Genomic DNA, 21,776 nt, shown 5'->3' with positions numbered 1-21,776 from the left:
CTGGCGGTATGTGGCGTGGAATCGAAGTAATCAAGAACGAGTCCGACCCGAAAGCACCGGCACACGTCGAGCTTTCTGAGCAGTTGGATGACAGCATCCTGATGCCGGGTGACGTCACGATCGACGTCGAGTTCTCCAGCCTTAACTTCAAAGACGGCATCGCACTCACGGGCAAGCCGGGCATCGTTCGCGAGCCTCGATTGATCGCCGGCATCGACCTTGTCGGGGTTGTTGCCGAGTCGACCGATGACCGCTTTTCTGCTGGTCAGCGGATACTCGTGAACGGCTGCGGGCTGAGTGAAACCCACCATGGTGGATTCGCCGAACGGGCGCGCGTTCCCGGGGATTGGGTCGTCCCCGTGCCCGCGGGCATCAGCAACCATCAGGCGGCTGCGATCGGCACCGCCGGGTTCACCGCGATGCTCTCGGTGCTTGCGATCGAGCGCGGCGGAGTTTCCGGCGAAGTGCTCGTGACGGGAGCGGCTGGCGGCGTGGGATCAGTGGCAATCGCTCTACTGAACAAGCTCGGCTACAGCGTGACGGCATCCACGGGTCGCGAAAGCGAGCACGACTACCTGCGCCAGCTCGGCGCCACCACGATCATTGACCGCGCCGAACTCAGCGCGGAACCCAAAGCGCTCATGAAGCAGCGCTGGGCTGGTGCGATCGACGCCGTCGGTGGTTCTACACTCGCGTCGGCCATCGCCGCGACCGAATATGGCGGCACCGTGACAGCGTGCGGCAACGCGCAGTCGAGCGAGCTGCACACGAGCGTCATGCCTTTTATTTTGCGCGGCGTGAGCCTTATCGGCATCAACTCTGTCTTCACCCCGAGAGAGCTGCGTCTCGAAGCGTGGAACCGCCTCGAGCGCGACCTCCACCTCGGCAGCCTCGAATCGACAACGTCCACGATCGGACTGAGCAACACCATCGCGGCCGGCGCGGACATTCTGGCCGGCCGCATCCGTGGCCGCACGGTCGTCGACGTGCACGGCTAACAATCGCAGCTGTGCCAGACTTTCGAGCATGAACAGTCTCTTCGCCATTCTTGGATCAGCTTTTGTATTTCTCGCCGCCCTCGTTCACCTCATGATTTTCTTCATGGAGAGCGTGCTGTTCCATACGCCTCGCGTGCAGCAGATCTTCGGCGTGCGGGCTCAGGATGCCGAGATCATCAAGCCATGGGCTTATAACCAAGGCTTCTACAACGTCTTCCTCGCGCTCGGTGCCGGAACCGGCCTCGTGCTCATGGGCACCGTCAGCATGTGGCCAGCCGGAATCGCCCTCGCGCTGTTTGCAGCGCTCAGCATGCTGCTCGCCGCCGTGGTTTTGATCACGTCACAGCCCCAGCAGATGGCTCGCCCCGCCATCATTCAGGGCGCCCCGCCGCTGCTCGGAATCATCTTCCTCGTACTGGCGCTCAACGTCGGCTAACCGGCCGCCCTCAGAACCAAACAACGAGAACCGAGGCTGCTCGCGGAACTCACCACTCCGCTAGCGGTCGAGGTACTCCGCGAGGGTATCGACGAGCGACTGGCTCGAGCGGTCTTCGGCAATCACGTGAACCGTGAGTCCGGCATCCCGAGCATCAAAAGCGGTGCGCGGCCCGATGCAGGCCACAATCGTGTCGTCGGGCAACGGCGCCAACTGTTCGGCGACCTGACGGGCGACTGAACCGGAACTCACCAAGATCGCTGAGATGCGACCGGATGAAACGTCCTCCCGCACCTTGTCTGCCACGGGGATACCGACGGTGCGGTACGCCGAGACGGCAACGACCTCATGCCCGAGAGCACCCAAGCCATCGACCAGCGTGGTGTCAGCCAGGCTCGACTGGGGTGCGAGCACTCGCAAGCCGGGGCCGGCATCCGGCCATTCCTTGACCAGGCCGCGGCCGGAGTTATCAAGCTCCGGCACGAAGTCGACGCGATGCCCGGCAAGAGTCAAGGCACTAGCCGTCGTCTCGCCCACGGCCGCGATCTTCGTGTTCTCGGGGATCTTTACGCCGCTCGCCATCAGGACATCGACGGTGGTCGCGCTCGTGACGGCGACCCAATCGAACTGTCCATCATTGAGTTCGTGGAACGCGTTCGCGAGCGCGGAAACGTTCTCTGAGGGTGCGAAGTTTATTAGGGGTGCGATAACGGGAATTGCTGAGTGGTCCCTCAGCAACGCTGCGACGCTGTCGCCCCAATTGCCTCCGCGTGGAACGAGCACGCGCAAACCATCGAGTGCTTTGCTTGCCATGTTCCTATACTCCCCCTGTTGGGGAGTAAGACGCTAATCGAGCTAGTCGTCGTCGCTCAGAATCGCCCAGGCAACTACGGCAACAACCGAGACTGCGGCTGCTGCAGCGCCGATAATCCACGGGAGCGGATTGGTCTCGTACGAGCTGCGAACGCGGGTTGCGACCTCGTCAACGCGCTTGCCGACGTTGAACTTATCTTCGATCGCGTCGAGCGTTGCTTCGAGCTCTTCGCGAGCCTGTTCGAGCTTGTCGTTGGTTTTGATGCTCATATCTTCAGACATTATGACCTCGGCTTTCGGGTGCCTTTGATGGCACGAACGTCGCTCTTAATACTTTCGATGGTGTCGGTCGGCGCTGGCGGCGTTCCCTTTTTGACGAGCGCGACGCCCACCAGAACCAGAATTGCCACGATGACCAGCAGAATGCCGGCAACAATGAGCGCTGCCGCCCACGCCGGAACTACTTCAGCAAAGCCAAGCACTGCTGCAGCGATGAGCACCATGAGTGCGAAAAGTGCGAAGAACGCAGCTCCCGCAAACAGCCCAATGCCGATGCCGGCATTCTTGAGCTTGCCCACCATCTCGCTCTTGAGCGATTCGATTTCACCGCGAACGAGCTCGCCTAGGAGGCGGGGAACGTCAGCGATGAGTGCAGCGAGCGAACGCTTGGGCTCGCGCTGCGGGTCTGACTTCGGTGTGTCACCGTTCATGGCAGCCCCTACTTCGAGTTAGTGGACTTCGTCGTTGATGCCGATGACGAAGACTTCTTGGCGGCAGGCTTCTTCTTGGAGGAGCTGCTCGAGGACGTCGACGGCTTCGACGCGGTGGTGCTTGAAGAAGAGTTGCTGCTGTTGCTCTTGCTGCTCGCAACCTGCTTAACAACCTTCTTGGCGCCGTCTGCGAGGAATTCCGCGACATCCGGGGCCTTGTCTTTTACAAAGTCTTCAGCGTTGTGGCGCTGCTCCGCAATGCGGGGATCGTTCCACAGCTTGTTAGCGGTGGCTTTGATCTTTTCGTACTTGTCGCGGCCAGCGCGGGTGCCCAGCACGTAGCCGATGCCGAGTCCTACTACTAGGAGGATCTTGCCCTTCATGGTGAACTCCGTTTCTTGTTGGTGGTTGGTTATTCCAACATACTCGCGATAGCTGCAGCCCGTGGTCAGGGTTTTCTGGTATCGCAGGTAGCCAGTTTGGAGCATATTCTCAGATAGGCATAGCCCTAACGCCAGAACTCACACAGAGTTTGCAGTTCTGTTGCTGCGCGTTGTTCTACTCCGGGGCGGATGCTGCGGCAGCAGCCTTCGCGGCGGCGGGCAGTGCTTCGACAATCTTCGAAACCACGCCATCGTCGTGGGCTGCCGAAACGAACCACGCCTCGAACACACTCGGAGGCAACGAGACGCCGGACTCCAGCATCGAATGGAAGAAGGGCGCGTAACGGTAGCCCTGCTGCGCCTTTACGTCAGCGAAGTTCAGGGGCTCGGTGCCACTGAACACGAACGAGAACAGGTTGCCCGCGTGCTGCACGATGTGCTCAACACCCTCGGCGGAGAGTGCGGCAGAGGTTTCGGTCGAGAGCGTTTCGGCAACCTGGTTGAGCCGTGAATACACGGCGTCATCAGCGAGCCGCAGCGTAGCGAGGCCCGCAGCGACGGCGACAGGGTTTCCGCTCAGGGTGCCTGCTTGGTAGACGGGGCCGAGAGGAGCCAGCAACTCCATGATGCGAGCCGAACCCCCCAAGGCGGCCAGCGGCATCCCGCCACCAATGACCTTGCCAAAGGTGAAGAGGTCGGGAACCCAGCGCGCCTCCGGGGCGTCGGGGTTCGCGACCGCCGCGGCACGAGCATCCAAGCCCCAGTAGCCGGAGGGGTCGACACGGAAGCCGGTGAGAACTTCGTCGCTGATGGCGAGGGCGCCGTGCTCGTGGGCGATGCGCACGATGGTCTCATTGAAGCCGGGCTGCGGGGCGAGAACACCCATGTTCGCGGCTGCTGCCTCAAAGATGACGCCGGCAATGTCGTGGCCGTGTTCGGCGAAGACCTGCTCGAGGGCAGCAACGTTGTTGTACTCGATCACGAGCGTTTGAGCTGCGGTCTCGGCGGTGACTCCGGCAGAGCCGGGCATCGAGAGCGTGGCAAGACCAGAGCCGGCTTCAGCCAGGAGCCCGTCGGAGTGACCGTGGTAGTGACCGGCGAACTTTACGAGCAGGCGGCGACCGGTGGCACCGCGAGCAAGACGGATGGCCGTCATGGTCGCTTCGGTGCCGGTGGAAACGAGGCGCAAGCGCTCGATCGGGCTCACTCCCCCGACGCTGATGCGCGCACGCACGAGTTCGGCGAGCTCGGTCTCGGCGGGAGTGGATGCTCCAAAGCCGAGGCCGCGCGACGCTGCCTGCTGAACGGCGTCGATCACTTCGGGATGAGCGTGGCCCAGGATGGCAGGGCCCCAGGAGTTGACGAGGTCGATGTACGACCGACCCTCAACATCCGTCACGTACGAGCCGGAGGCCTTCACATAGAAACGGGGCGTTCCGCCGACGGAACCGAAGGCACGCACGGGCGAGTTCACACCGCCCGGCAGCACGCCGCGAGCGCGGTCGAACGACTGCTGGTTGGTGGCGGGGGCGGGCGTGGTGTCGGACGTGGTGTCGCTCATCGGCGTAGCCATTCTGCAAGTTCTGTTGCGTAGTAGGTGAGCACCGCTTCGGCGCCTGCCCTCTGGATGCTGAGCACTGATTCTTCGATAGCGCGGCGGCGGTCGATCCAGCCGTTCGCTGCGGCGGCCTCGATCATCGCGTATTCGCCGGAGACTTGATACGCCCACACCGGCACGCTGCTGACGGCGCTGGCGTCGGCCAGCACATCGAGGAAGCTCATCGCGGGCTTGACCATCACGACGTCGGCGCCTTCGTCGATGTCGAGTTCGACTTCGCGGATGCCTTCGCGGCGGTTGGCCGGGTTCTGTTGGTACGCGCGGCGATCGCCCTCAAGCGAGGACTGCACGGCTTCACGGAACGGGCCGTAGAAAGCGGAGGCGTACTTGGCGGCGTAACCGAGCAAGGGGGTGTCGGTGTGGCCGGCGGTGTCGAGCGCGTCGCGCACTTCGGCAACTTGGCCGTCCATCATGCCGCTGAGGCCCAGCAGTTGCGAGCCGGCTTCGGCCTGAGCCAGACCCATCTCGCGGTAGCGCTCGAGCGAGGCGTCGTTGTCGACGACAAGCTCGGTCGCGCCGGTGACGGGGTGAGTGCGCTCGCGCAGCACACCGCAGTGGCCGTGATCGGTGAATTCGTCGAGGCAGAGATCGGTCTGCACCACGAGGGCGTCACCGGCCTCGGCGACCGCCGCGCGCGTAGCGACGTTGAGGATTCCGTTCGGGTCAATCGCCCCCGAGCCCTCGGCATCCTTGTGCTCAGGAACACCGAACAGCATGATGCCACCGACGCCCAACTCGGCAGCCTCGGCAATCGCGCGGCGCATCGAATCGAGAGAATGCTGCTGCACGCCCGGCATTGAACTAATCGGCACCGGTTCGCTCAGACCCTCGCGTACGAACATCGGCAAGATGAGCTGGCCCGGGTGAGTGCGGTTTTCGGCGACCAGGCGACGCATCGCCGGGCTCGACCGCAAACGGCGGGGGCGGATGATCACGCCCGCGCTCCCGTGAGATCCCCGGCACCCTGCGAGAGAAGTTCGTCGGCGACCCGCTGTGCTGCCTCGCGCGCCGGGTCTTCGACATCGTTGACGTACAGCGCGTGGGAGCTGGTGAGGTAGCGCGAGCCATCGAGGGCATAGACCCGGGCATCCAAGAACAGGAGGCCGTCGTCGATCACGGCGTGCGCCCCGAGGGGAGCCGAGCATCCGGCGTCAAGAAGGGCCAGAACGTAGCGTTCGGCCTCAGTCTTGGTGCGGCTGGGCTTGTGGTCGAGCACCTTGACGAGCTTCTCGTCACCGTCGCGAACCTCGATGGCTAGAGCACCCTGACCGGGAGCGGTGGGCCAGCCCGAAATGCCGAGGTACTCGGTGATGGCGGCCGCACGACCAGCGCGGGCGAGGCCAGCGGCGGCGAGGATGACGGCATCCAACTCACCGTTAGTCACCTTGTCGAGACGCGAATCAATGTTGCCGCGAATGTCGACAACTTCAAGGTCGGGGCGACGCGAACGCAGCTGCGCTTGGCGACGCGGCGAACCGGTGCCGACGCGAGCGCCAGCCGGAAGAGTGTCGAGGGTGAGCTCATCGCGAGCACACAGCACGTCACGCTCGTCGGCGCGCTTGGGCACCGCCGCAATCGTGAGGCCGGGCACAGTGGCGGTCGGCAAGTCTTTCAACGAGTGAACGACAACGTCGCACTCACCGGCGAGCAGCGCTTCGCGAAGCGCGTTCGCGAACACACCCTGGCCGCCGATCGTGGAGAGCGACTCGGTTGAGCGGTCGCCCTGAGTGGAGATCGGGATGATCTCCGTCTCGACGCCGGTCTTGCTTTCGAGCTGGCGAGCCACCGTGGTGGTCTGCGCCATCGCGAGAGTGCTTCCTCGCGTGCCAATTCGGATGACGGTCACGGTGCTACCCCCGCGGCTGCCGGTTTAAAGCCGAGCCGCACATTCTCACAGCACCCGGGACGACACACGTCGTACCAGGGGCCGAGCTTGGTCAGTGCAGGGCGATCTGCCACCGGCACTCCGTCCCGACGCTCCAACACGAGGTCAACAAGACCCGTGACGAACGCCGGATGCACGCCAGGCGTCGGAACGCGGACGGCAAACATGTTGTGCCCTCCCGCCGTTTCGAGCGCCTCCGTGTCGAGATCCCACTTCACTTCCATGTGGTCGGAGATGAAGCCGACCGGAACGATAACGACCGCTTCGATGCCATCGGCGGCGAGCGCGTCAATCGCATCATTGATGTCGGGCTCGAGCCACGGCATCGAGGGCGGGCCACTGCGCGACTGGTACACGAGGCTGTGGGCCGGAAGCGGAGCCTCGGGCAAATCGACAGCCTGCGCGGCCATGACAACTTCGGAGACCGCGAGGTGCTGCGCGGCGTACGCGCCACCGTCGCCAAAGCCACGCGACTCGGGGCCGCTCTTGGCGGCATCCGTCGAGGGGATGGAGTGAGTGGCGAAAAGTACGTGCGTCTTCTCGGGAGCGATGCCCTGAGCAGCAACCTTCGCGAGGCCGTCGCGAACACCGTCGATGAACGGCTGAACGAAACCGGGGTGATCGAAGAACTGGCGAACCTTGTCGATCTGAATCGTGCCTTCGAGACCGGTCTGCTCGAGCGCGATCGCGTAATCTTCGCGGTACTGGCGGCAGCTGGAGTACGAGCTGTACGCACTCGTGCCGACGGCGATGAGCTTCTTGTAGCCGTGTTCGTTGGCCTCGGTGAGCGCATCGCTCAAGTAGGGGTTCCAGTTACGGTTTCCCCACAGCACCGGCAGGTCGATACCGCGGCGAGCAAGCTCTGCTTCGAGGGCGGCCTTCAGCTCGCGGTTCTGGTCGTTGATGGGGCTGACGCCACCGAAGGCGCGGTAGTGGTGCGCGACCTCTTCGAGACGTTCTTCGGGGATGCCGCGGCCGCGCGTGACGTTGCGCAAGAACGGGATGACATCGTCTTGGCCCTCGGGTCCGCCGAAGCTGGCGAGCAGAATCGCGTCGTAAGCCACCGCTTCTTCCACGTGTTCGGGGCCGGATGCTGCGGCATCCGTCGCTCCCAGAATGCGAGTCACGACAGCACCTCGGCAATCTCGTCGAGCGTGATGCGTCGGCCCGTGTAGAACGGCACCTCTTCGCGCACGTGCATGCGGGCATCCGTTTGACGCAGGTGGCGCATCAGGTCGACAAGGTCAACGAGTTCGGGGGCTTCGAGCGCGAGCATCCACTCGTAGTCACCGAGCGCGAAGCTGGCGACGGTGTTGGCGAGAACCTGCGGCATCTCGGACCCCTTGATGCCGTGGTCGCGCAACATCTTGCTGCGCTCGGCGTCGGGCAGCAAGTACCACTCGTAGCTGCGCACAAAGGGGTAAATGGTGAGCCACGCTTCGGGCTCCTTGCCGCGCATGAACGCGGGCATGTGGCTCTTCGAGAACTCGGCGTCGCGGTGCACGCCCATGGCGTTCCACGTGGGAAGCATGGAGGCGAGCGGCTCGCTGCGGCGCAGTTCACGCAGGGCCCACTGGATGTCTTCGGGATTGTTGCCGTGCAGCCAGATCATGAGGTCGGCATCGGCACGCATTCCCGACACATCGTAGAAGCCACGAACGCTGACTCCACGGGCTTCGACCGCAGCAACGGCGGGAGCGAGATCGCCGGCAGCAGCGGGACGGTGCGGATCGCGACGGAACACCGCCCACAGGGTGTATCCCAAAACTTCGGCGGGCTTCTCGACGTCAGTCATGTCTTCCATTCTCTCCCCTGCCTTCTGGGCAAACTGGGAGAATACCTGTGAGTTAGGCGAACCTAACTAGCTTACCTCTTTGGCTGCCTCGTTCGGCTCGTCGCCGGTCGCGGCATCCTCGTCATCAGCGGGGCCATCGGCCGCGAGCGCCAGAAGCCGATCCGCCGCAGCGTTCGCGTGCGTAACGATGCCGGCCAGCCCGGTGCCTCCGACCGTTTCGCCGACAACCACCACACCATCCGCGCGTTCAGCGGGGGCCAGCGGTGCGGGGCGAGTCCACTCGCGACGAGCGAAATCAACGACGGCCTCGGCGGGAAGCGAGACACCCAAGAGAACTTCGGCATCGCGGCGAGCAACCTCGGCAAAGTCACCGGCGGGCACTTCGTTGTACGAAAGGCGCACGACGTGACGGCCCTCTGCCTGCTCCTTGAGCCACTGCCACTTCGCCGTGGCGTGCGTGAGCGCGCGAGCAGAAACCTTCGTGCAGCCGGGCGCAACGAGCACTCCCGAGCCGCGGGGTTCGGCATCCAACTCCGGCGCAGCGAGCACAAGAGTCGCGAGCGTGACCGTGCGACCACGAACCGGCGCGAGGATGCCGGGAGCAGCCACGATCACCGTGCCGTCGAGATCGGCGAGCGCCTCAACACTCTCGATGCGGCGCTCGAACTCAACAATGACGCCGTACGTCGTGAGGTCGGCCGCGAGCTCGGTAACCAAGCGGTTGATGCCACCCCGGATGCCCTGAACCGCTGTTCCGGCCGGCATCGCGTGGCGCATCGAGCGCACCGCTGCCGCCAGCGAACCGTGCAGGGCGAGGCGCTCCTTGAGGGTGGCGACCCGCTCGAGCGGCAAGTCGTTGGGGTGCAGCGAGTACACGCCGTGCACGACGGGAGCGACGAGCTTCTCCACGACGGCCTTACCCATGCGGCGACGCACGAGCGCGCCAAGAGAAACGTCAGTGCGCTTGCCAAACCACGGAATCAGCGAATCGAGTTGAGCGCGAAAAGCGCCGCCCAGGCCAATTACCGCGATGGTGTCTTTGTCGAGCGGCGTCGCCGGGATGCCGAGAATACCGGTGGCGGGCAACGGCAGGGCCGGGCCATCCACGGGCTGCAGCCACGCACCCTCGTCACCCGGAGACATAATGTCATCGCCCAGGCCCAGCTCGCGAGCGAGGTCGGCAACAGTATTGCCGCGGGTGGCGAAGCTTTCGGCTCCGGCATCCAGATTGAGGCCGCCAACAAGGTGGGATGCCACGGTGCCGCCGAGATGATCGCTCGCCTCGATGAGACGCACGGTTCGCCCCGCCATGGCGAGGCGGCGCGCCACAACGAGTCCGGCGATGCCGCCGCCAACGACGGTGAATTCTGTCGTGCTCACGGCACTAACCTTTCTGGTGAACGAGCTCCACGATCTTGGTGAGCACATCCGGATCGGTGTCGGGGCCAACTCCGTGGCCAAGGTTTACGACGTGCGAGGGAGCAACGCGGCCGCGGCTCATGACGTCGCGCACGTGTGCTTCGAGCACATGCCACGGGGCGCCAAGAAGAGCGGGGTCAATGTTGCCCTGCAGCGGAACGCCGCCGCCGAGGCGACGGTCGGCCTCGTCGAGCGGGATACGCCAGTCGACGCCCATGACGTCGGCGCCGATCGAGTGCATGGCCTGCAGCACTTCGCCGCTGCCGACACCGAAGTGAACTTTGGGTACGTCGTAGCCGCGCAAGTGCGAGAGCGCGCGCTTGGAGTGCGGAGCAACCCGGCGCACGTACTGCTGCTCTGAAAGCGAACCGACCCACGAGTCGAAGAGCTGAGCTGCCGAAGCGCCCGCTTCGATCTGGGCCTTCAAGAATTCGCCTGCGATATCGGCGCACCAGTTGAGCAGCGTGGCCCAGGTCTGCGGGTCGGAGTACATGAGCGTGCGAGCACGCTGCTGGTCCTTACTCGGCCCGCCCTCGACCATGTACGACGCGAGGGTGAAGGGGGCTCCAGCGAAACCAATGAGCGGAGTCGTGCCCAACTGGGCAACGGTTTGCGCGACAGCTTCACGGATGGGCGCGAATGCCGCAGGGTCGATGGGGTGCAGCTTGGCGACATCCGCCGCTGTGCGCACGGGGTTCGCGAAAACCGGGCCGCGGCCAGGAACGATCTCTACCTCAACTCCGGCGAGCTTGGCCGGAATCACGATGTCGCTAAAGAAGATGGCGGCGTCGACGTTGTGGCGACGCACGGGCTGCATCGTGATCTCGCTCGCGAGGTCGGGCGTGAGGCACGCCTCCAGCATCTCGTTGCCTTCACGCAATTTGCGGTACTCGGGAAGCGAGCGGCCGGCTTGGCGCATAAACCAGACGGGGGTGGTTTCAGGGCGATCACCGCGGTAGGCCCGGATGATAGGCGAGTTAGCTGTGCGGCCGTCGAGAAGAGGATGGTCAGAGTTCAAAGTCACGGGGTTAACATTAGGTTGTGCTCCTGTGTCTTAGCTCGAATCATCGCAACGCGAGCTTAGACGTACTCGAAAGTCTGTCTGAGGTCGCCGCTGCGGCCACTAACGACCTCGTTTCGACCAACGATTTCGTTGCCGGAGCCGTTCTCGTTGCCACCTGCAACCGCTTCGAGGCCTACCTCGACGTCGAAGAACCCCTCACCGCTGGCTCGGCCATCACCGTGTGTTCGCTGCTCGAATCGCTGAGTGAGCGCACCGGCCTCAGCGTCGACACTCTCCATTCGTCCATCGCCATTCATGAGGGTGCGGATGCCGCAGCTCACCTCTTTGCGGTGACCTCGGGTCTTGAGTCCGTCGTGATCGGTGAAGCTGAAATCTCTGGCCAAGTCAGCCGAGCTCTCGATCAGGCTCGCAAGGATGGAACCACTACCCGCGACCTCGAGCGCCTCTTTCAGCGCGCAACGCACACGAGTCGCGGCATCAAGAACAACACCGCCATCGGCGGGGCAGGCAAGTCCCTCGTGCGCCTTGCGCTCGAACTGGCCTCAAGCCGCGTTGCCGACTGGTCGACCGCGAGCGTTCTTGTCGTGGGCACGGGCCGCTACGCCGTCACCACCGTCAACGCGCTGCGCGACAAGGGTGCCCTCGATCTGCGCGTCTTCTCACCATCGGGCCGCGACGCTGCGTTCGCCCTCAAGCACGGCCTCACCCCCAGCGAAGACTTCGACGTTGACGTCATTGTCACGTGTACCGCGAGCGCCGTTCTCGGCACCGAACGATTCTCGGCCGCCAGCAAGTGCCTCGTGCTCGACCTCGGCCTCCCCCGCAACGTTGACCCCGCCGTGGGCCAGCTCGACGGCGTTGACCTGCTCGACCTCGAAACCATCAGCCTGCACGCACCACTCGAAGAACTGAATGCGCATGCGGATGCTCGCGACCTGGTTCGCACGGCCGCCCACGAATTCGCTGCCGAAAGCCAGGCGGAGCCAGCCATCGTTGCGCTTCGCAAGCACCACTTCGCTCTCCTTGAGGCGGAGATTGCTCGCGCCACCGCCCGCGGAGCCGGCGACGAAACCATCTCCGCGCTGCGCCACCTCGGCGGAGTGCTGCTGCACGGCCCGTCAGTGCGTGCTCGCGAGTTTGCGGCTGAAGGCCGCGTCGCGGAGTTCGATGCTGCGCTCTCAGCGCTGTACAACATCCCGGTAGAGCGTTCGACCAAGTCGGCGGATGCTCGCGCTCGACCACACTCGGCCTAACCGCCTCCCATCACTACCCACAACGACGAGGGTCTCCGATGAAACCGTATGACTCGCTCGCTCCGATCGACACCGAACGTCTCGTGCTGCGTCGCCTCACTCTGAGCGATAACGACATCGATGATCTGCACGCTCAACAGTCGAACCCTGAGCTCACGACGTACATGCTGTACGACCCCCGCGACCGCGCGACCATCATCGAGAAGATTCAGGAGTGGACCGGCAACGAAGTTCTCGCCGCCACCAACGACTACCTGCAGCTGGCCATCGACCTGCCGGATGCCGTGCCTCCGACGGCCGTGGAAAGCACGGCCGTCACTGATGCCAACGGCTCTGCAGCCGCCACCACTACCTCAGCCTCCGCTTCTCCCGGAGCCGCGACCGAACCGCCCCCAGAGCGCCGCACCGTGATGATCGGCACGCTGTATTTCAAGCTCACCAACGCCGAGCAGTCCACCGCAGAATTCGGCTGGGCCCTGCATCCGAATTTTCAGGGCAAGGGCTATGCCCGGGAGGCAGCATCCGCGCTCCTCGATGTTGCTTTCGACGAGATGGAGCTGCACCGAGTGACCGCGCTTCTCGACCCGCGCAACGGCGACTCCATCCGGTTGTGCGAGGCCCTGGGCATGCGGCGAGAGGCTCACTTTGTGGAAGACCTGTGGTTCCGCGGCGCCTGGGAAGACACCTACAGTTACGCAATTCTGGCTCGCGAATGGGCCTTGCGCTCACGCCGCTAAACAGGAACAGCCCGGCCCGGAGCCTCACAACTCCCCATAAAGTCGCCTGAGAACGTCGCGTTTTTGCGAGAAAAACTTACACCCATTTACGGGGACAGACAGAACGTTCTGGTGCAGTTTTCCGGGGGTCGTGTCAACATGTCCCCCTGAGTGGGGACTCGCGCAGGTCCTAGCCACAAAAGAGTCTGAATACAGCGCGGCACAACCCGACTCGTACCGCCGCTATCTGAGCGCATCATTTCTGGCGCTTCTCTCCGCACCTTAACCAACCGAAGTGGATCTATGTCTGAGCATGTCGTTTTGTTCGCCGGCCCGATGGGCTCCGGCAAGACGACCGCAATTCGCAGTCTGAGCGAGATCGACGTGGTGTCTACCGAGGCTACCAACACTGATCGCGCCACCGCAGATAAAGAGACCACTACCGTGGCTCTCGACTACGGCGAGATCACGCTCGACGATGTCACGAAGGTGCGACTCTACGGAGTTCCGGGGCAGAAACGTTTCGACTTCATGTGGTCAATTTTGGCTGGCCGTGCACGTGGTCTACTGCTGCTGATCAACAACGATGCGCCCGACTCCGTCAACCTGCTCATTGAGTACCTCAGCGACTTCCGTGAGCTTCACGAACGCGGAGCCGTCATCATCGGCGTCACTAAGTCTGATGTTGCCTCCACTCCGACAGTCGCCGAGTATTCGGCCGCGCTCACCGCTGCCGTTCCCGAACAACTGATTCCCGTGTTCACCGTCGACCCCCGCAACGCTGAAGAAATGCGCACGCTGCTCTTGAGCCTGATTGCCAGCGTCGAAATGCGTGAACTCCTCGCACCCGCACCGGAAAAGATCTAATGAACCAGCCACTTGCGCCCGCAACCGTTCCTTCGCACCTCAACCCTGTGCACATCGACGCCGGCAACCGCACCCTTGCTGAAATGCAAGACCTCGCGAGCTCGCTCACCTTCGCCGCCATGCTCACCGACGACGGCTTCGAAATTGTGCACCTCAACGGCGCCCACACCGACGGCGGTCGCTTCGCCAGTATGTCCAGCTCGGTGCAGGCCCTCAGCGACGCTGTCGCCCACGAACTGAAAATCGGCACGAACGAATACGTGATCATCGCGTCTGAACTCGGCCACGTCATCCAGCTGCGCGTTCAGGGTCATCCCATCGTGATCGCCGCGCTATTCGACACTCACGAAACTTTGGGCAAGGGCCTTTCGATCGCGCGCATCGCCGCGCGACGCATGGCCGAGCTCATCGCGTAACCACGCACCACTAGAAGTAACACCAAACCCGACACCATAAACGGAGAACACAATGTCAAACATCACCGAAACCCTCACCGCTCTTCTCGACACCGATGGCGCTATGGCAGCCGCCGTTGTCGACAGTGGCTCGGGCATGCTCCTCGGAAACGCTGGAAGCGGCATCGACCTCGACGCAGCAGCAGCCGGTAACACCGAGGTAGTGCGCGCCAAGCTCAAGACCATGAAGGCACTGGGCCTCAGCGACTCAATCGATGACATCCTCATCACGCTGTCGAGCCAGTACCACATCATTCGCCCGCTGACCTCGAACCCCGAGGTCTTCATCTACTTCGTACTCGACAAGGCGAAGTCGAACCTCGCGCTTGCTCGCATCAACGCCAAGACCGCAGACACGAGCTTGAGCCTCTAAATAACTTCAACTGTGGCGGTCACTGAGTGTGACCGCCACAGTGGGCTCACCACCCAGAAAGATTCACTATGACCGACGGCACTGACGTTCCCGCAGGGTGGTACCGCGACCCTCTGGGTGGCGAACACCTCCGTTGGTGGAATGCACAGTCGTGGACTGAGCACATCGCGCAACTCGATAGCTCACCTCAGCCACCCACTTCATCGGTGAACGGCACGACCAATTCTTTCGCTACCGCGTCGACTGCGCGCGAGCCCGAAGTCATGATCATTCACCCCTCGTCGAGCAAGCGCAGCACGCGCAACGCGGGCGTCGGCACGTCAGCTTCGGCTGCGGTAGGCAACACGACCTCGGATGACAGCGGCACCGTTATCGAGGAACCCACCCGCGCCAGTATCAAAGCTGCAGCCGCGGCGGCCGCCGCCGCCGAGGAACCTCGTAAATCGGGATTCTCTGACATCGCCCTAACCGTGGGGACCTGGAACAAGCTCAACCGTGCCATCACCGACGCGGTCAACTCACCCACCGAGCCGCTCGTTGAGCTGCGCTTCGCTGATGCCCCCACGTTGGTCATCGATCCGCGCGGCTGCGCTTACTGGTGGGCAGACTCTCTCGACAACCTTGCGACAGCATCCGCCGACGGCGACGTCGAGACTGTCGCCCGTCCGCTCGGCATTCATCAGGATGAGGCCGGCCGCGACTGGGAGCCCCTCGTGTGGCTCATCGGAACACACGCCCAACCCGACTCTTTCGATCCCCTGAGCCTTTCGGGCGCGCGCTTCAAGCTGCGCCGCTGGCCCAACCTCACGACGCTGAGCCATACGACAGAGCAAATGGGTATGACAGCCATGCTCGGTGCCGCGTACCTCACCGTCACCGAATTGGCCTCGTTGGCCAAGGTCGATGTTGATGAGGCCCGCCGCCTCATCTCCACGTTCGAGCTGATGGGTTTGTTGACCCACACGGTAGACACCATCTCAGACGAGGCACGTCAGCCCGTAGCAGCCGAGCCCGCGAAAGAGGGAATTTTCTCCCGTCTGAAGGCCCGCTTCAGCCGCTAAGGCACGGCATTACCGCCGGCTCACACGGCAGTCGTGCGGGCAGTCACAGCGTTCTCACTTCGAGCGCTTACCGAGGGCACGGACCTAGTGAACGTACTCCATAAGGTCGAGCCCGAATGTGCGCAGCGCTTCGATCACTTGCAGACGCGCGTACATGCTCTTGTCCTCAAATTGGATGGATGCCGCGTAGGCCACCGCACGCTTGTTGCCTCGCAACGCTCCGGCTTCCGCTCGCACGCCTAGGTCGATGCCGGTCTTGTTCACCAGCAGAGTGTTGTGGTCGGCACCACGATGAGCCAAGGGATCAAGCCCGAACGCGCTCGAGACGAGTGACAAGTCGGTGTTGAGCGAGAGCCAGCCGAGCACGCGTTGACTCGCAATGGAGTTCACGATTTCGCCGCGCGCAAGGGCGCCGAACAACCAGCTGAGTTCCACGGCGGATCCGACAGAAAGCTGTGGGGCATCGTCGGGGCCGCGGGTATCGCGCACGAGGTCGAGCAGTGCCGTCTTGGTCAGGCCGAGGGATTCGGTGCGAGCTCGCACGGCATCCAACCCGATCAGGCGAAGCAGGATGTTCGTTGCCAGGTTGTCGCTCGTTGCACCTACCAGGGCAGCAAGGTCGGCAACAGGCAAGGATGGTGCCTGCAAGTGTTGCCACAGACCGGCGGCACCCACGGATGCTCCGGGGACCTTGTCGAGGATGCCGTAGGGCGCGAAATCGCTGTCTTCGAAGCGGGCAGAAACCTCGATCAGCAGCAGAATCTTGCCGATGCTGGCCGTGGGTAACGCGACGCGATCGTCGATGCTGAGCACGGTGCGACCGCTGTTGATGTCGACGGCGCTGGCAGAAACGCGCATGCTGCGATCAGCGAGCCGCAGTTTTCCAAGCGCGGCAAAGGTGCTGGTGAAGTTGGGCTCTTCTCCAGCTCCGGCGTGTTTCGCAACTCGGGGGGTGCGAATTCGACTCCGGCGTTCTCGGGTTTGCTCGATCTCTACCAAATAGTGACGCGATCTTTCGGGTCCAGCCACAACGAGTCTGATTTCGTCACATCAAATGTCTCATAGAACGCATCGATATTGCGAACAATTTGGTTGCATCGGAATTCGTTCGGCGAGTGCGGGTCGATCGCGAGCAGTCGAATGACCTCTTCGTCGCGCCCCTTCTGCTGCCAGGACTGTGCCCACGACATGAAGAATCGCTGCGCACCAGTGAGGCCGTCGATAACGGGCGCTTCGGCTCCATCGAGTGAGATTTGGTAAGCCTTCCACGCGATCATGAGACCACCGAGGTCGCCGATGTTCTCGCCGATCGTGAGCGAACCGTTCACGTGGTGCTCAGGAACCTGAGCCGGCGCGAGAGCGTTGTACTGGTCGATCAGCGACTTCGTGCGCTCTTCGAATGCGGCCTTGTCTTCGGGAGTCCACCAGTCAATCAAGCGACCATCGCCGTCGTACTTGGCACCCTGGTCGTCAAAGCCGTGACCGATCTCGTGGCCAATGACGGCACCGATCGCACCGTAGTTAGCGGCGTCATCCCGCGACTCGTCAAAGAACGGGTACTGCAGAATGGCTGCGGGGAACACGATCTCGTTAAAGCCGGGGTTGTAGTACGCGTTGATCGTTTGCGGAGTCATAAACCACTCATCGCGGTCGAGCTCTTTGCCGATCTTGCCGAGTTCGCGCTGGAACTCGAACTCGTTGGCGGCACGCACGTTGCCGGCGAGGTCATCCGCACTGATCTCAAGCGTGGAGTAGTCGCGCCACTTCACGGGGAAACCGATCTTGGGAGTGAACTTCTCAAGCTTCTCCAGCGCACGCTGCTGCGTGGTGGGCGTCATCCATTCAAGGCCGTTGATCGACTGACGGTACGCCTCGACCAGGTTAGCGACGAGTACATCCATGGCCGACTTGGCGGTCGGCGGAAAGTGGCGCTCAACATAAATCTTGCCGACGGCTTCGCCGAGCACACCCTCGACAAGCGAGACACCGCGCTTCCAGCGAGCACGAAGTTGGGGAGTGCCCGAAAGGGTGCGACCGTAGAAGTCGAAGTTGGCCTCTACAAAATCGCCCGACAGGTACGCAGCATTGTTGCGGATGACCTGCCACGACAGCCAGTCCCGCCACGCCTGCAGGTGGTCGTCGCTCAAGATCGCCTCGAGCCCCTCAACGAAGCTGGGCTGGCGCACAACGACCTCGTCGAAGGAGTGCGCCGGAACATCGATGGCGTCGAGCCAGACGTTCAAGTCGATCGCACCCGTGAGCTCGTTGGCAGCCTGCCACGTCATCGGGTTGTAGGTCTTTTCGCTGTCGCGGTTGGCGACGTTATCCCAGTGCTTCGACGCGATCGCGGTTTCGAGAGCGACGATGCGAGCGGCACGCTCGGCGGGAGCATCGAGGCCGGCGAGCGTGAGCATCCGCTCAATGAACGTTTCGTACTTGGAGAGAATTTCGGCGAACTTCTCGTCGCGGTAGTACGACTCATCGGGAAGGCCGAGGCCGCCCTGCTCGAGGAAGACGAGGTAGCGCTCGGGGTTGCCCGGGTCGTTGTCGACGAAGAGCTGGAAGAAGCCGCTCGTGCCCCCGCGTTCAAGGCGACCGAGGGTGCTGAGCAGGGTCGGGATGGAATCCACGGCGGCCGCCTCAGCAAGCTGTGCGGCGATCGGGGTTGCCCCGAGCTCGTCGGCGCGAGCTTCGTCGAGGAAGCTGGCGTAGAGGTCGCCTACCTTGCGCGCTTCAGTGCCGGGTTCAGCCGATTGCGACTCGATGATGATGTCGCGAACAGCCTCTTCGGCTTCCTCGGCAAGCACCATGAACGAGCCATAGCGAGCCTTGTCGGAGGGGATCTCCGTGCGGTCGATCCAGGCTCCGTTGACGTGCCGATACAGGTCGTCTTGAGGGCGCACCTTCTCATCAAGATCGTTGACGGCAATTCCGGATGACAATGACGATTCGGCACTCATGCACCCCAGCCTAGAGCGTTCTTCTTATGCACACGCTGCGAATCTCAGACCGGTGGATAGCCCTACACTTAACTGATGACAGCCTCTGACTCGGCCGCCACACCACCCTCTCTCCCCCACGGTCTCACCAACCGAAACGTGCTTTCGTGGCGCAACGCGATCGCCACCCTCTTCGCGCTCGCTGGCTTCTCTTTCGCCAGCTGGGTGGGCCGCATCCCGACGGTGCGCGACACTTTTGATGCCAGCCATTCGGAAATCGGCATCCTGCTGTTTGGGCTGGCGATCGGCTCGTTGCTCGGGCTCGTCGTTGCCGGCAAGCTCGTCGAGCGGTTCGGCGCCAAAATCGTCGTGCGCGCCTGCGTGGTGCTGTTTGTCACTTCCCTCGCTGCCACTGCGATCATCATCGGAGTGCTCGGCAGCTTCTTCGGTGCGGTGATTTCTCTCGCCGTGTTTGGGCTGGCATTCAGCACCTACGACGTTGCCATCAACCTGTCAGGCACGGCGAACGAACGGCTTCTCGGCCGCTCGAGCATGCCGACCCTGCACGGTTTTTACAGCCTCGGCACTATGGCCGGAGCGGGATTCGGCGCTGCGGCGGAAGCTCTCCACGTTCCCCTCGCCACTCACCTCGTGGTCGTGTCGGCGATCGTGCTGATCACCGCGCTCGTCGTTTCTGCATTCATCCTGCCCGAACGCCTCGCAGACCCACCGCCCAACACCGTCGAGATGAAGATCGCCGCGGGAGAGCTGACCGCCCCGAAACCGAAGAGCGTCTGGCTTGAACCCCGCACCATCCTGATCGGCATCATCGTGCTGGGCATGGCCTTTGCCGAAGGCTCGGCGATCGACTGGCTCGCTCTCGCCATGGTTGACGGCTACGAAATCTCTAATGCTTTCGGCACCCTGATCTTCGGTGTCTTCGTGACGGCGATGACGGCAACTCGCTTCTTTGGCGTTCGCGCCCTCGACCGCTTCGGTCGCGTTCCCGTGCTGCGGGCATCCGCTGGTCTTGCGGCTGCTGGGCTCTTGCTCGTCATCTTCTCGCCGGCTGTCTGGCTCGCCGTCATCGGCACCGCGCTCTGGGGTGCTGGTGCTGCACTCGGTTTCCCCGTCGGCATCTCCGCCGCTGCGGATGACCCCAAGCGCGCCACCGCCCGGGTCACCGCTGTGGCAACCATTGCCTACGCCTCGACTCTGATCGGGCCGCCGATGATCGGCGTTCTCAGCGACCATGTTGGCGTGCTGCACGCGCTGCTGCTGATCGTGGTTCTCGCGATCATCTCTGGACTGCTCTCCCCCTACGCCCGCGAGCTGGCAGGCCGCCACGCGTACCCGTACGTCGACTTCTCGTCGCCGGGCCCGACATCCGCTGCCGTCACGATGGCCACCACCGAAATGCACTTCGTCATCACGCCCGAGCAGATCGAAGAAGCGCAGCGCGAGAACGAGCGTCGCGGCCTCGGCAAGTTCAAGCGCAAGCGCCCCGGCAAATAACGCGGCAGCAAATAGCACCACCTGTCGCACACCGTTAGGCTCATCGGGTGCGACTTGTCATAGCCAAATGCTCCGTTGATTACGCCGGACGTCTCAGTGCCCACCTGCCCCTCGCGACGCGACTGCTGTTGCTGAAGGCCGACGGCAGTGTGCTCGTGCACTCCGATGCGCTCTCGTACAAGCCGCTCAACTGGATGAGCCCGCCCTGCGTGCTTTCCACGCTTGAACCCGAAGCCGAGCAGTCGGATGCCGGAGTCACCGAGATCTGGAAAGTCGCCCACACCAAGTCGGCCGACATGCTCATCGTCTCGATTCACGAAATCCTGCACGACTCCAGCCACGAACTGGGCGTTGACCCAGGACTGCAAAAGGATGGCGTTGAGGCTCACTTGCAGAAGTTGCTGGCCGAGCACATCGACATTCTCGGTGACGGCTACCGCCTCGTGCGCCGCGAATACATGACCGCCATTGGGCCGGTCGACATTCTCGCGACCGATGAGAACGGTGCAAGCGTTGCTGTGGAGCTCAAGCGCCGCGGCGATATCGATGGCGTGGAGCAGTTGACACGCTACCTCGAGCTGATGAACCGCGACCCGCTGCTGGCTCCCGTCACGGGCATTTTTGCTGCCCAGGAAATCAAGCCGCAGGCACGCACGCTCGCGAAGGACCGCGGCATCCGCTGTGTGCTGTTGGATTACGACGAGATGCGCGGCCTCGACGACCCCAACATGCGATTGTTTTAGTCCGCGGGCGTTGTTCTAGTGTTCAGGCACACGCCCTAGGCTGGTAGCGATGGCTACTAATTGGACTTGCATTCTCGTTGACCTTGACGGCACGATCGCTGACTCGGCGCCCGGAATTACGGCGTCGCTCGCGTTCATGTTTGAGGAAATGGGCCACCCCGTTCCCTCCGCTGACGAGCTGCGCGCATACGTGGGCCCGCCCATTGTTGACTCGTTCCGCGACCGCGCCGGGTTCACTCCCGTTGAAGCAGCGCAGGCGCTCTCGATTTACCGCCGCCACTACATGGAGGGCAACAGCGCCAACGGAAGCGACATCTTCCCCGGCATGCCCGAGGTGCTGAAGACGCTGCACGCGACCGGCATCCCGCTGTCGCTGGCGACCTCGAAGCCCGAGTTTCCGGCATCCGTGATTCTGGATCATGCGAACCTCACGCAGTACTTCCGCGTAATGGCCGGTGCCTCGATCGACGAGATTCGCAGCGCGAAGAAGGATGTCGTTGCTGAAGCCCTCACCCGCCTGAAGATGATCGGTGCTGACGTGAGCAACCCCGTGATGATCGGTGACCGCGACTACGACATCGAGGGCGCGGCCGAGCACGGCATCCCCACCATTTATGTCGACTGGGGTTATGGCAACCCCGGCGAATCTGAGGGATCACTCGCCGTCGTGTCGAAGGCAGAAGAACTACTGCCGCTGCTTCTTCCTCGTTAGAGGAAGGCAGCTGGAGCCTGCTGGGAGGCCCGACGTAAAGGCCGGTGAAACGAAGAACTCC

The 21,776-nt window shown here is 63.0% G+C and carries 24 protein-coding genes; 11 read left to right on the top strand and 13 right to left on the bottom strand.

Going from position 1 to position 21,776, the window contains the following annotated elements:
* Positions 1 to 8 precede the first annotated feature (8 nt).
* Both ACWTV1_RS08365 and ACWTV1_RS08360 read left to right on the top strand, forming a co-directional pair.
* Positions 9 to 998 carry an MDR family oxidoreductase gene (locus tag ACWTV1_RS08365; RefSeq protein WP_498504885.1) on the top strand — a complete coding sequence of 330 codons (990 nt, stop codon included), beginning with the start codon at positions 9 to 11 and terminating at the stop codon, positions 996 to 998.
* Between the two features lie 28 nt (positions 999 to 1,026).
* On the top strand, positions 1,027 to 1,434 hold the full coding sequence (locus ACWTV1_RS08360) for a DUF1304 domain-containing protein (protein ID WP_498504884.1): 408 nt from the start codon (positions 1,027 to 1,029) through the stop codon (positions 1,432 to 1,434).
* A gap of 60 nt (positions 1,435 to 1,494) precedes the next feature.
* Here ACWTV1_RS08360 and ACWTV1_RS08355 read toward each other — a convergent pair whose 3' ends face one another.
* From ACWTV1_RS08355 to hemE, 11 genes are all read right to left on the bottom strand, one after another.
* A complete protein-coding gene (locus ACWTV1_RS08355) occupies positions 1,495 to 2,247 on the bottom strand; it encodes a uroporphyrinogen-III synthase (RefSeq protein ID WP_498504882.1) in 753 nt (250 codons plus the stop codon).
* 42 nt (positions 2,248 to 2,289) lie between these two features.
* Entirely contained in the window at positions 2,290 to 2,517 is a 228-nt protein-coding gene (locus ACWTV1_RS08350; protein ID WP_498477777.1) for a DUF3618 domain-containing protein, read from the bottom strand.
* Between the two features lie 11 nt (positions 2,518 to 2,528).
* Positions 2,529 to 2,957, bottom strand: coding sequence for a phage holin family protein (locus tag ACWTV1_RS08345; RefSeq protein ID WP_498504881.1), 429 nt, complete (start codon positions 2,955 to 2,957; stop codon positions 2,529 to 2,531).
* 8 nt (positions 2,958 to 2,965) lie between these two features.
* Positions 2,966 to 3,340 carry a YtxH domain-containing protein gene (locus tag ACWTV1_RS08340; protein WP_498504880.1) on the bottom strand — a complete coding sequence of 125 codons (375 nt, stop codon included), beginning with the start codon at positions 3,338 to 3,340 and terminating at the stop codon, positions 2,966 to 2,968.
* Positions 3,341 to 3,515: 175 nt separating this feature from the next.
* Positions 3,516 to 4,901 carry a glutamate-1-semialdehyde 2,1-aminomutase gene (hemL, locus tag ACWTV1_RS08335; RefSeq protein WP_498504879.1) on the bottom strand — a complete coding sequence of 462 codons (1,386 nt, stop codon included), beginning with the start codon at positions 4,899 to 4,901 and terminating at the stop codon, positions 3,516 to 3,518.
* Positions 4,898 to 5,893, bottom strand: coding sequence for a porphobilinogen synthase (gene hemB, locus ACWTV1_RS08330; protein ID WP_498504878.1), 996 nt, complete (start codon positions 5,891 to 5,893; stop codon positions 4,898 to 4,900). The genes hemL and hemB overlap by 4 nt, the downstream gene beginning before the upstream one ends.
* Complete coding sequence (gene hemC, locus ACWTV1_RS08325; RefSeq protein ID WP_498504877.1) at positions 5,890 to 6,804, bottom strand: hydroxymethylbilane synthase; 915 nt, start codon at positions 6,802 to 6,804, stop codon at positions 5,890 to 5,892. The genes hemB and hemC overlap by 4 nt, the downstream gene beginning before the upstream one ends.
* The gene (locus ACWTV1_RS08320; RefSeq protein WP_498504876.1) at positions 6,801 to 7,970 is read right to left on the bottom strand and encodes a ferrochelatase; all 1,170 of its coding nucleotides are present in this window, start codon (positions 7,968 to 7,970) and stop codon (positions 6,801 to 6,803) included. Before ACWTV1_RS08320 ends, hemC begins: the two co-directional genes overlap by 4 nt.
* On the bottom strand, positions 7,967 to 8,647 hold the full coding sequence (hemQ, locus tag ACWTV1_RS08315; protein ID WP_498504875.1) for a hydrogen peroxide-dependent heme synthase: 681 nt from the start codon (positions 8,645 to 8,647) through the stop codon (positions 7,967 to 7,969). Before hemQ ends, ACWTV1_RS08320 begins: the two co-directional genes overlap by 4 nt.
* A 57-nt stretch (positions 8,648 to 8,704) precedes the next feature.
* Entirely contained in the window at positions 8,705 to 10,018 is a 1,314-nt protein-coding gene (locus ACWTV1_RS08310; RefSeq protein ID WP_498504874.1) for a protoporphyrinogen/coproporphyrinogen oxidase, read from the bottom strand.
* 4 nt (positions 10,019 to 10,022) lie between these two features.
* Positions 10,023 to 11,081, bottom strand: a complete 1,059-nt coding sequence (gene hemE / locus ACWTV1_RS08305) for a uroporphyrinogen decarboxylase (RefSeq protein ID WP_498504873.1) — start codon at positions 11,079 to 11,081, stop codon at positions 10,023 to 10,025.
* A gap of 17 nt (positions 11,082 to 11,098) precedes the next feature.
* Between hemE and ACWTV1_RS08300 the strand changes: the two genes are divergently transcribed.
* The 6 genes from ACWTV1_RS08300 to ACWTV1_RS08275 all read left to right on the top strand — a co-directional run bounded on the left by ACWTV1_RS08300 (position 11,099) and on the right by ACWTV1_RS08275 (position 15,806).
* Positions 11,099 to 12,334: a glutamyl-tRNA reductase gene (locus tag ACWTV1_RS08300; RefSeq protein WP_498504872.1), complete on the top strand. Its 1,236-nt coding sequence runs from the start codon at positions 11,099 to 11,101 to the stop codon at positions 12,332 to 12,334.
* 38 nt (positions 12,335 to 12,372) lie between these two features.
* Positions 12,373 to 13,071 (top strand): GNAT family N-acetyltransferase, encoded by a 699-nt coding sequence (locus tag ACWTV1_RS08295; RefSeq protein WP_498504871.1) that lies wholly within the window; start codon positions 12,373 to 12,375, stop codon positions 13,069 to 13,071.
* A gap of 282 nt (positions 13,072 to 13,353) precedes the next feature.
* Positions 13,354 to 13,917: a GTP-binding protein gene (locus ACWTV1_RS08290; protein ID WP_498504870.1), complete on the top strand. Its 564-nt coding sequence runs from the start codon at positions 13,354 to 13,356 to the stop codon at positions 13,915 to 13,917.
* Positions 13,917 to 14,333 (top strand): roadblock/LC7 domain-containing protein, encoded by a 417-nt coding sequence (locus tag ACWTV1_RS08285; RefSeq protein WP_100387729.1) that lies wholly within the window; start codon positions 13,917 to 13,919, stop codon positions 14,331 to 14,333. The genes ACWTV1_RS08290 and ACWTV1_RS08285 overlap by 1 nt, the downstream gene beginning before the upstream one ends.
* Positions 14,334 to 14,385: 52 nt before the next feature.
* Positions 14,386 to 14,745 carry a hypothetical protein gene (locus ACWTV1_RS08280; RefSeq protein ID WP_498504869.1) on the top strand — a complete coding sequence of 120 codons (360 nt, stop codon included), beginning with the start codon at positions 14,386 to 14,388 and terminating at the stop codon, positions 14,743 to 14,745.
* 68 nt (positions 14,746 to 14,813) lie between these two features.
* Complete coding sequence (locus tag ACWTV1_RS08275; RefSeq protein WP_498504868.1) at positions 14,814 to 15,806, top strand: DUF2510 domain-containing protein; 993 nt, start codon at positions 14,814 to 14,816, stop codon at positions 15,804 to 15,806.
* An 84-nt stretch (positions 15,807 to 15,890) separates the two neighbouring features.
* On the opposite strand, the gene ACWTV1_RS08270 is transcribed toward ACWTV1_RS08275, so the two are convergent.
* Positions 15,891 to 16,805: a serine hydrolase gene (locus tag ACWTV1_RS08270; RefSeq protein ID WP_498504867.1), complete on the bottom strand. Its 915-nt coding sequence runs from the start codon at positions 16,803 to 16,805 to the stop codon at positions 15,891 to 15,893.
* Positions 16,799 to 18,766, bottom strand: coding sequence for a M13 family metallopeptidase (locus ACWTV1_RS08265; RefSeq protein WP_498504866.1), 1,968 nt, complete (start codon positions 18,764 to 18,766; stop codon positions 16,799 to 16,801). Before ACWTV1_RS08265 ends, ACWTV1_RS08270 begins: the two co-directional genes overlap by 7 nt.
* 75 nt (positions 18,767 to 18,841) lie before the next feature.
* On the opposite strand from ACWTV1_RS08265, the gene ACWTV1_RS08260 reads away from it, so the two are divergent.
* The 3 genes from ACWTV1_RS08260 to ACWTV1_RS08250 are packed head-to-tail and all read left to right on the top strand — an operon-like array spanning position 18,842 to position 21,715.
* Positions 18,842 to 20,260, top strand: coding sequence for an MFS transporter (locus tag ACWTV1_RS08260; protein WP_498504865.1), 1,419 nt, complete (start codon positions 18,842 to 18,844; stop codon positions 20,258 to 20,260).
* 47 nt (positions 20,261 to 20,307) lie between these two features.
* Positions 20,308 to 21,003: an endonuclease NucS gene (gene nucS, locus ACWTV1_RS08255; protein WP_100387736.1), complete on the top strand. Its 696-nt coding sequence runs from the start codon at positions 20,308 to 20,310 to the stop codon at positions 21,001 to 21,003.
* A gap of 49 nt (positions 21,004 to 21,052) precedes the next feature.
* Positions 21,053 to 21,715, top strand: coding sequence for an HAD hydrolase-like protein (locus tag ACWTV1_RS08250; protein WP_498504864.1), 663 nt, complete (start codon positions 21,053 to 21,055; stop codon positions 21,713 to 21,715).
* Positions 21,716 to 21,776 lie beyond the last annotated feature (61 nt).

The sequence above is a fragment of the Salinibacterium sp. VpJ6 genome (genome assembly GCF_059767345.1).
Note: the sequence above shows the minus strand (reverse complement) of the source record. Positions and strands in the feature narration are given on the sequence as shown.

Coding starts and splice junctions, on each gene's coding strand:
- ACWTV1_RS08285 (WP_100387729.1), top strand. CDS start 13,917: ATGAACCAGCCACTTGCGCCCGCAACCGTTCCTTCGCACCTCAACCCT.
- hemL (WP_498504879.1), bottom strand. CDS start 4,901: ATGAGCGACACCACGTCCGACACCACGCCCGCCCCCGCCACCAACCAG.
- hemQ (WP_498504875.1), bottom strand. CDS start 8,647: ATGGAAGACATGACTGACGTCGAGAAGCCCGCCGAAGTTTTGGGATAC.
- ACWTV1_RS08295 (WP_498504871.1), top strand. CDS start 12,373: ATGAAACCGTATGACTCGCTCGCTCCGATCGACACCGAACGTCTCGTG.
- ACWTV1_RS08340 (WP_498504880.1), bottom strand. CDS start 3,340: ATGAAGGGCAAGATCCTCCTAGTAGTAGGACTCGGCATCGGCTACGTG.
- ACWTV1_RS08260 (WP_498504865.1), top strand. CDS start 18,842: ATGACAGCCTCTGACTCGGCCGCCACACCACCCTCTCTCCCCCACGGT.
- ACWTV1_RS08275 (WP_498504868.1), top strand. CDS start 14,814: ATGACCGACGGCACTGACGTTCCCGCAGGGTGGTACCGCGACCCTCTG.
- ACWTV1_RS08345 (WP_498504881.1), bottom strand. CDS start 2,957: ATGAACGGTGACACACCGAAGTCAGACCCGCAGCGCGAGCCCAAGCGT.
- ACWTV1_RS08355 (WP_498504882.1), bottom strand. CDS start 2,247: ATGGCAAGCAAAGCACTCGATGGTTTGCGCGTGCTCGTTCCACGCGGA.
- ACWTV1_RS08250 (WP_498504864.1), top strand. CDS start 21,053: ATGGCTACTAATTGGACTTGCATTCTCGTTGACCTTGACGGCACGATC.
- ACWTV1_RS08265 (WP_498504866.1), bottom strand. CDS start 18,766: ATGAGTGCCGAATCGTCATTGTCATCCGGAATTGCCGTCAACGATCTT.
- ACWTV1_RS08360 (WP_498504884.1), top strand. CDS start 1,027: ATGAACAGTCTCTTCGCCATTCTTGGATCAGCTTTTGTATTTCTCGCC.
- ACWTV1_RS08280 (WP_498504869.1), top strand. CDS start 14,386: ATGTCAAACATCACCGAAACCCTCACCGCTCTTCTCGACACCGATGGC.
- ACWTV1_RS08290 (WP_498504870.1), top strand. CDS start 13,354: ATGTCTGAGCATGTCGTTTTGTTCGCCGGCCCGATGGGCTCCGGCAAG.
- ACWTV1_RS08350 (WP_498477777.1), bottom strand. CDS start 2,517: ATGAGCATCAAAACCAACGACAAGCTCGAACAGGCTCGCGAAGAGCTC.
- ACWTV1_RS08365 (WP_498504885.1), top strand. CDS start 9: ATGTGGCGTGGAATCGAAGTAATCAAGAACGAGTCCGACCCGAAAGCA.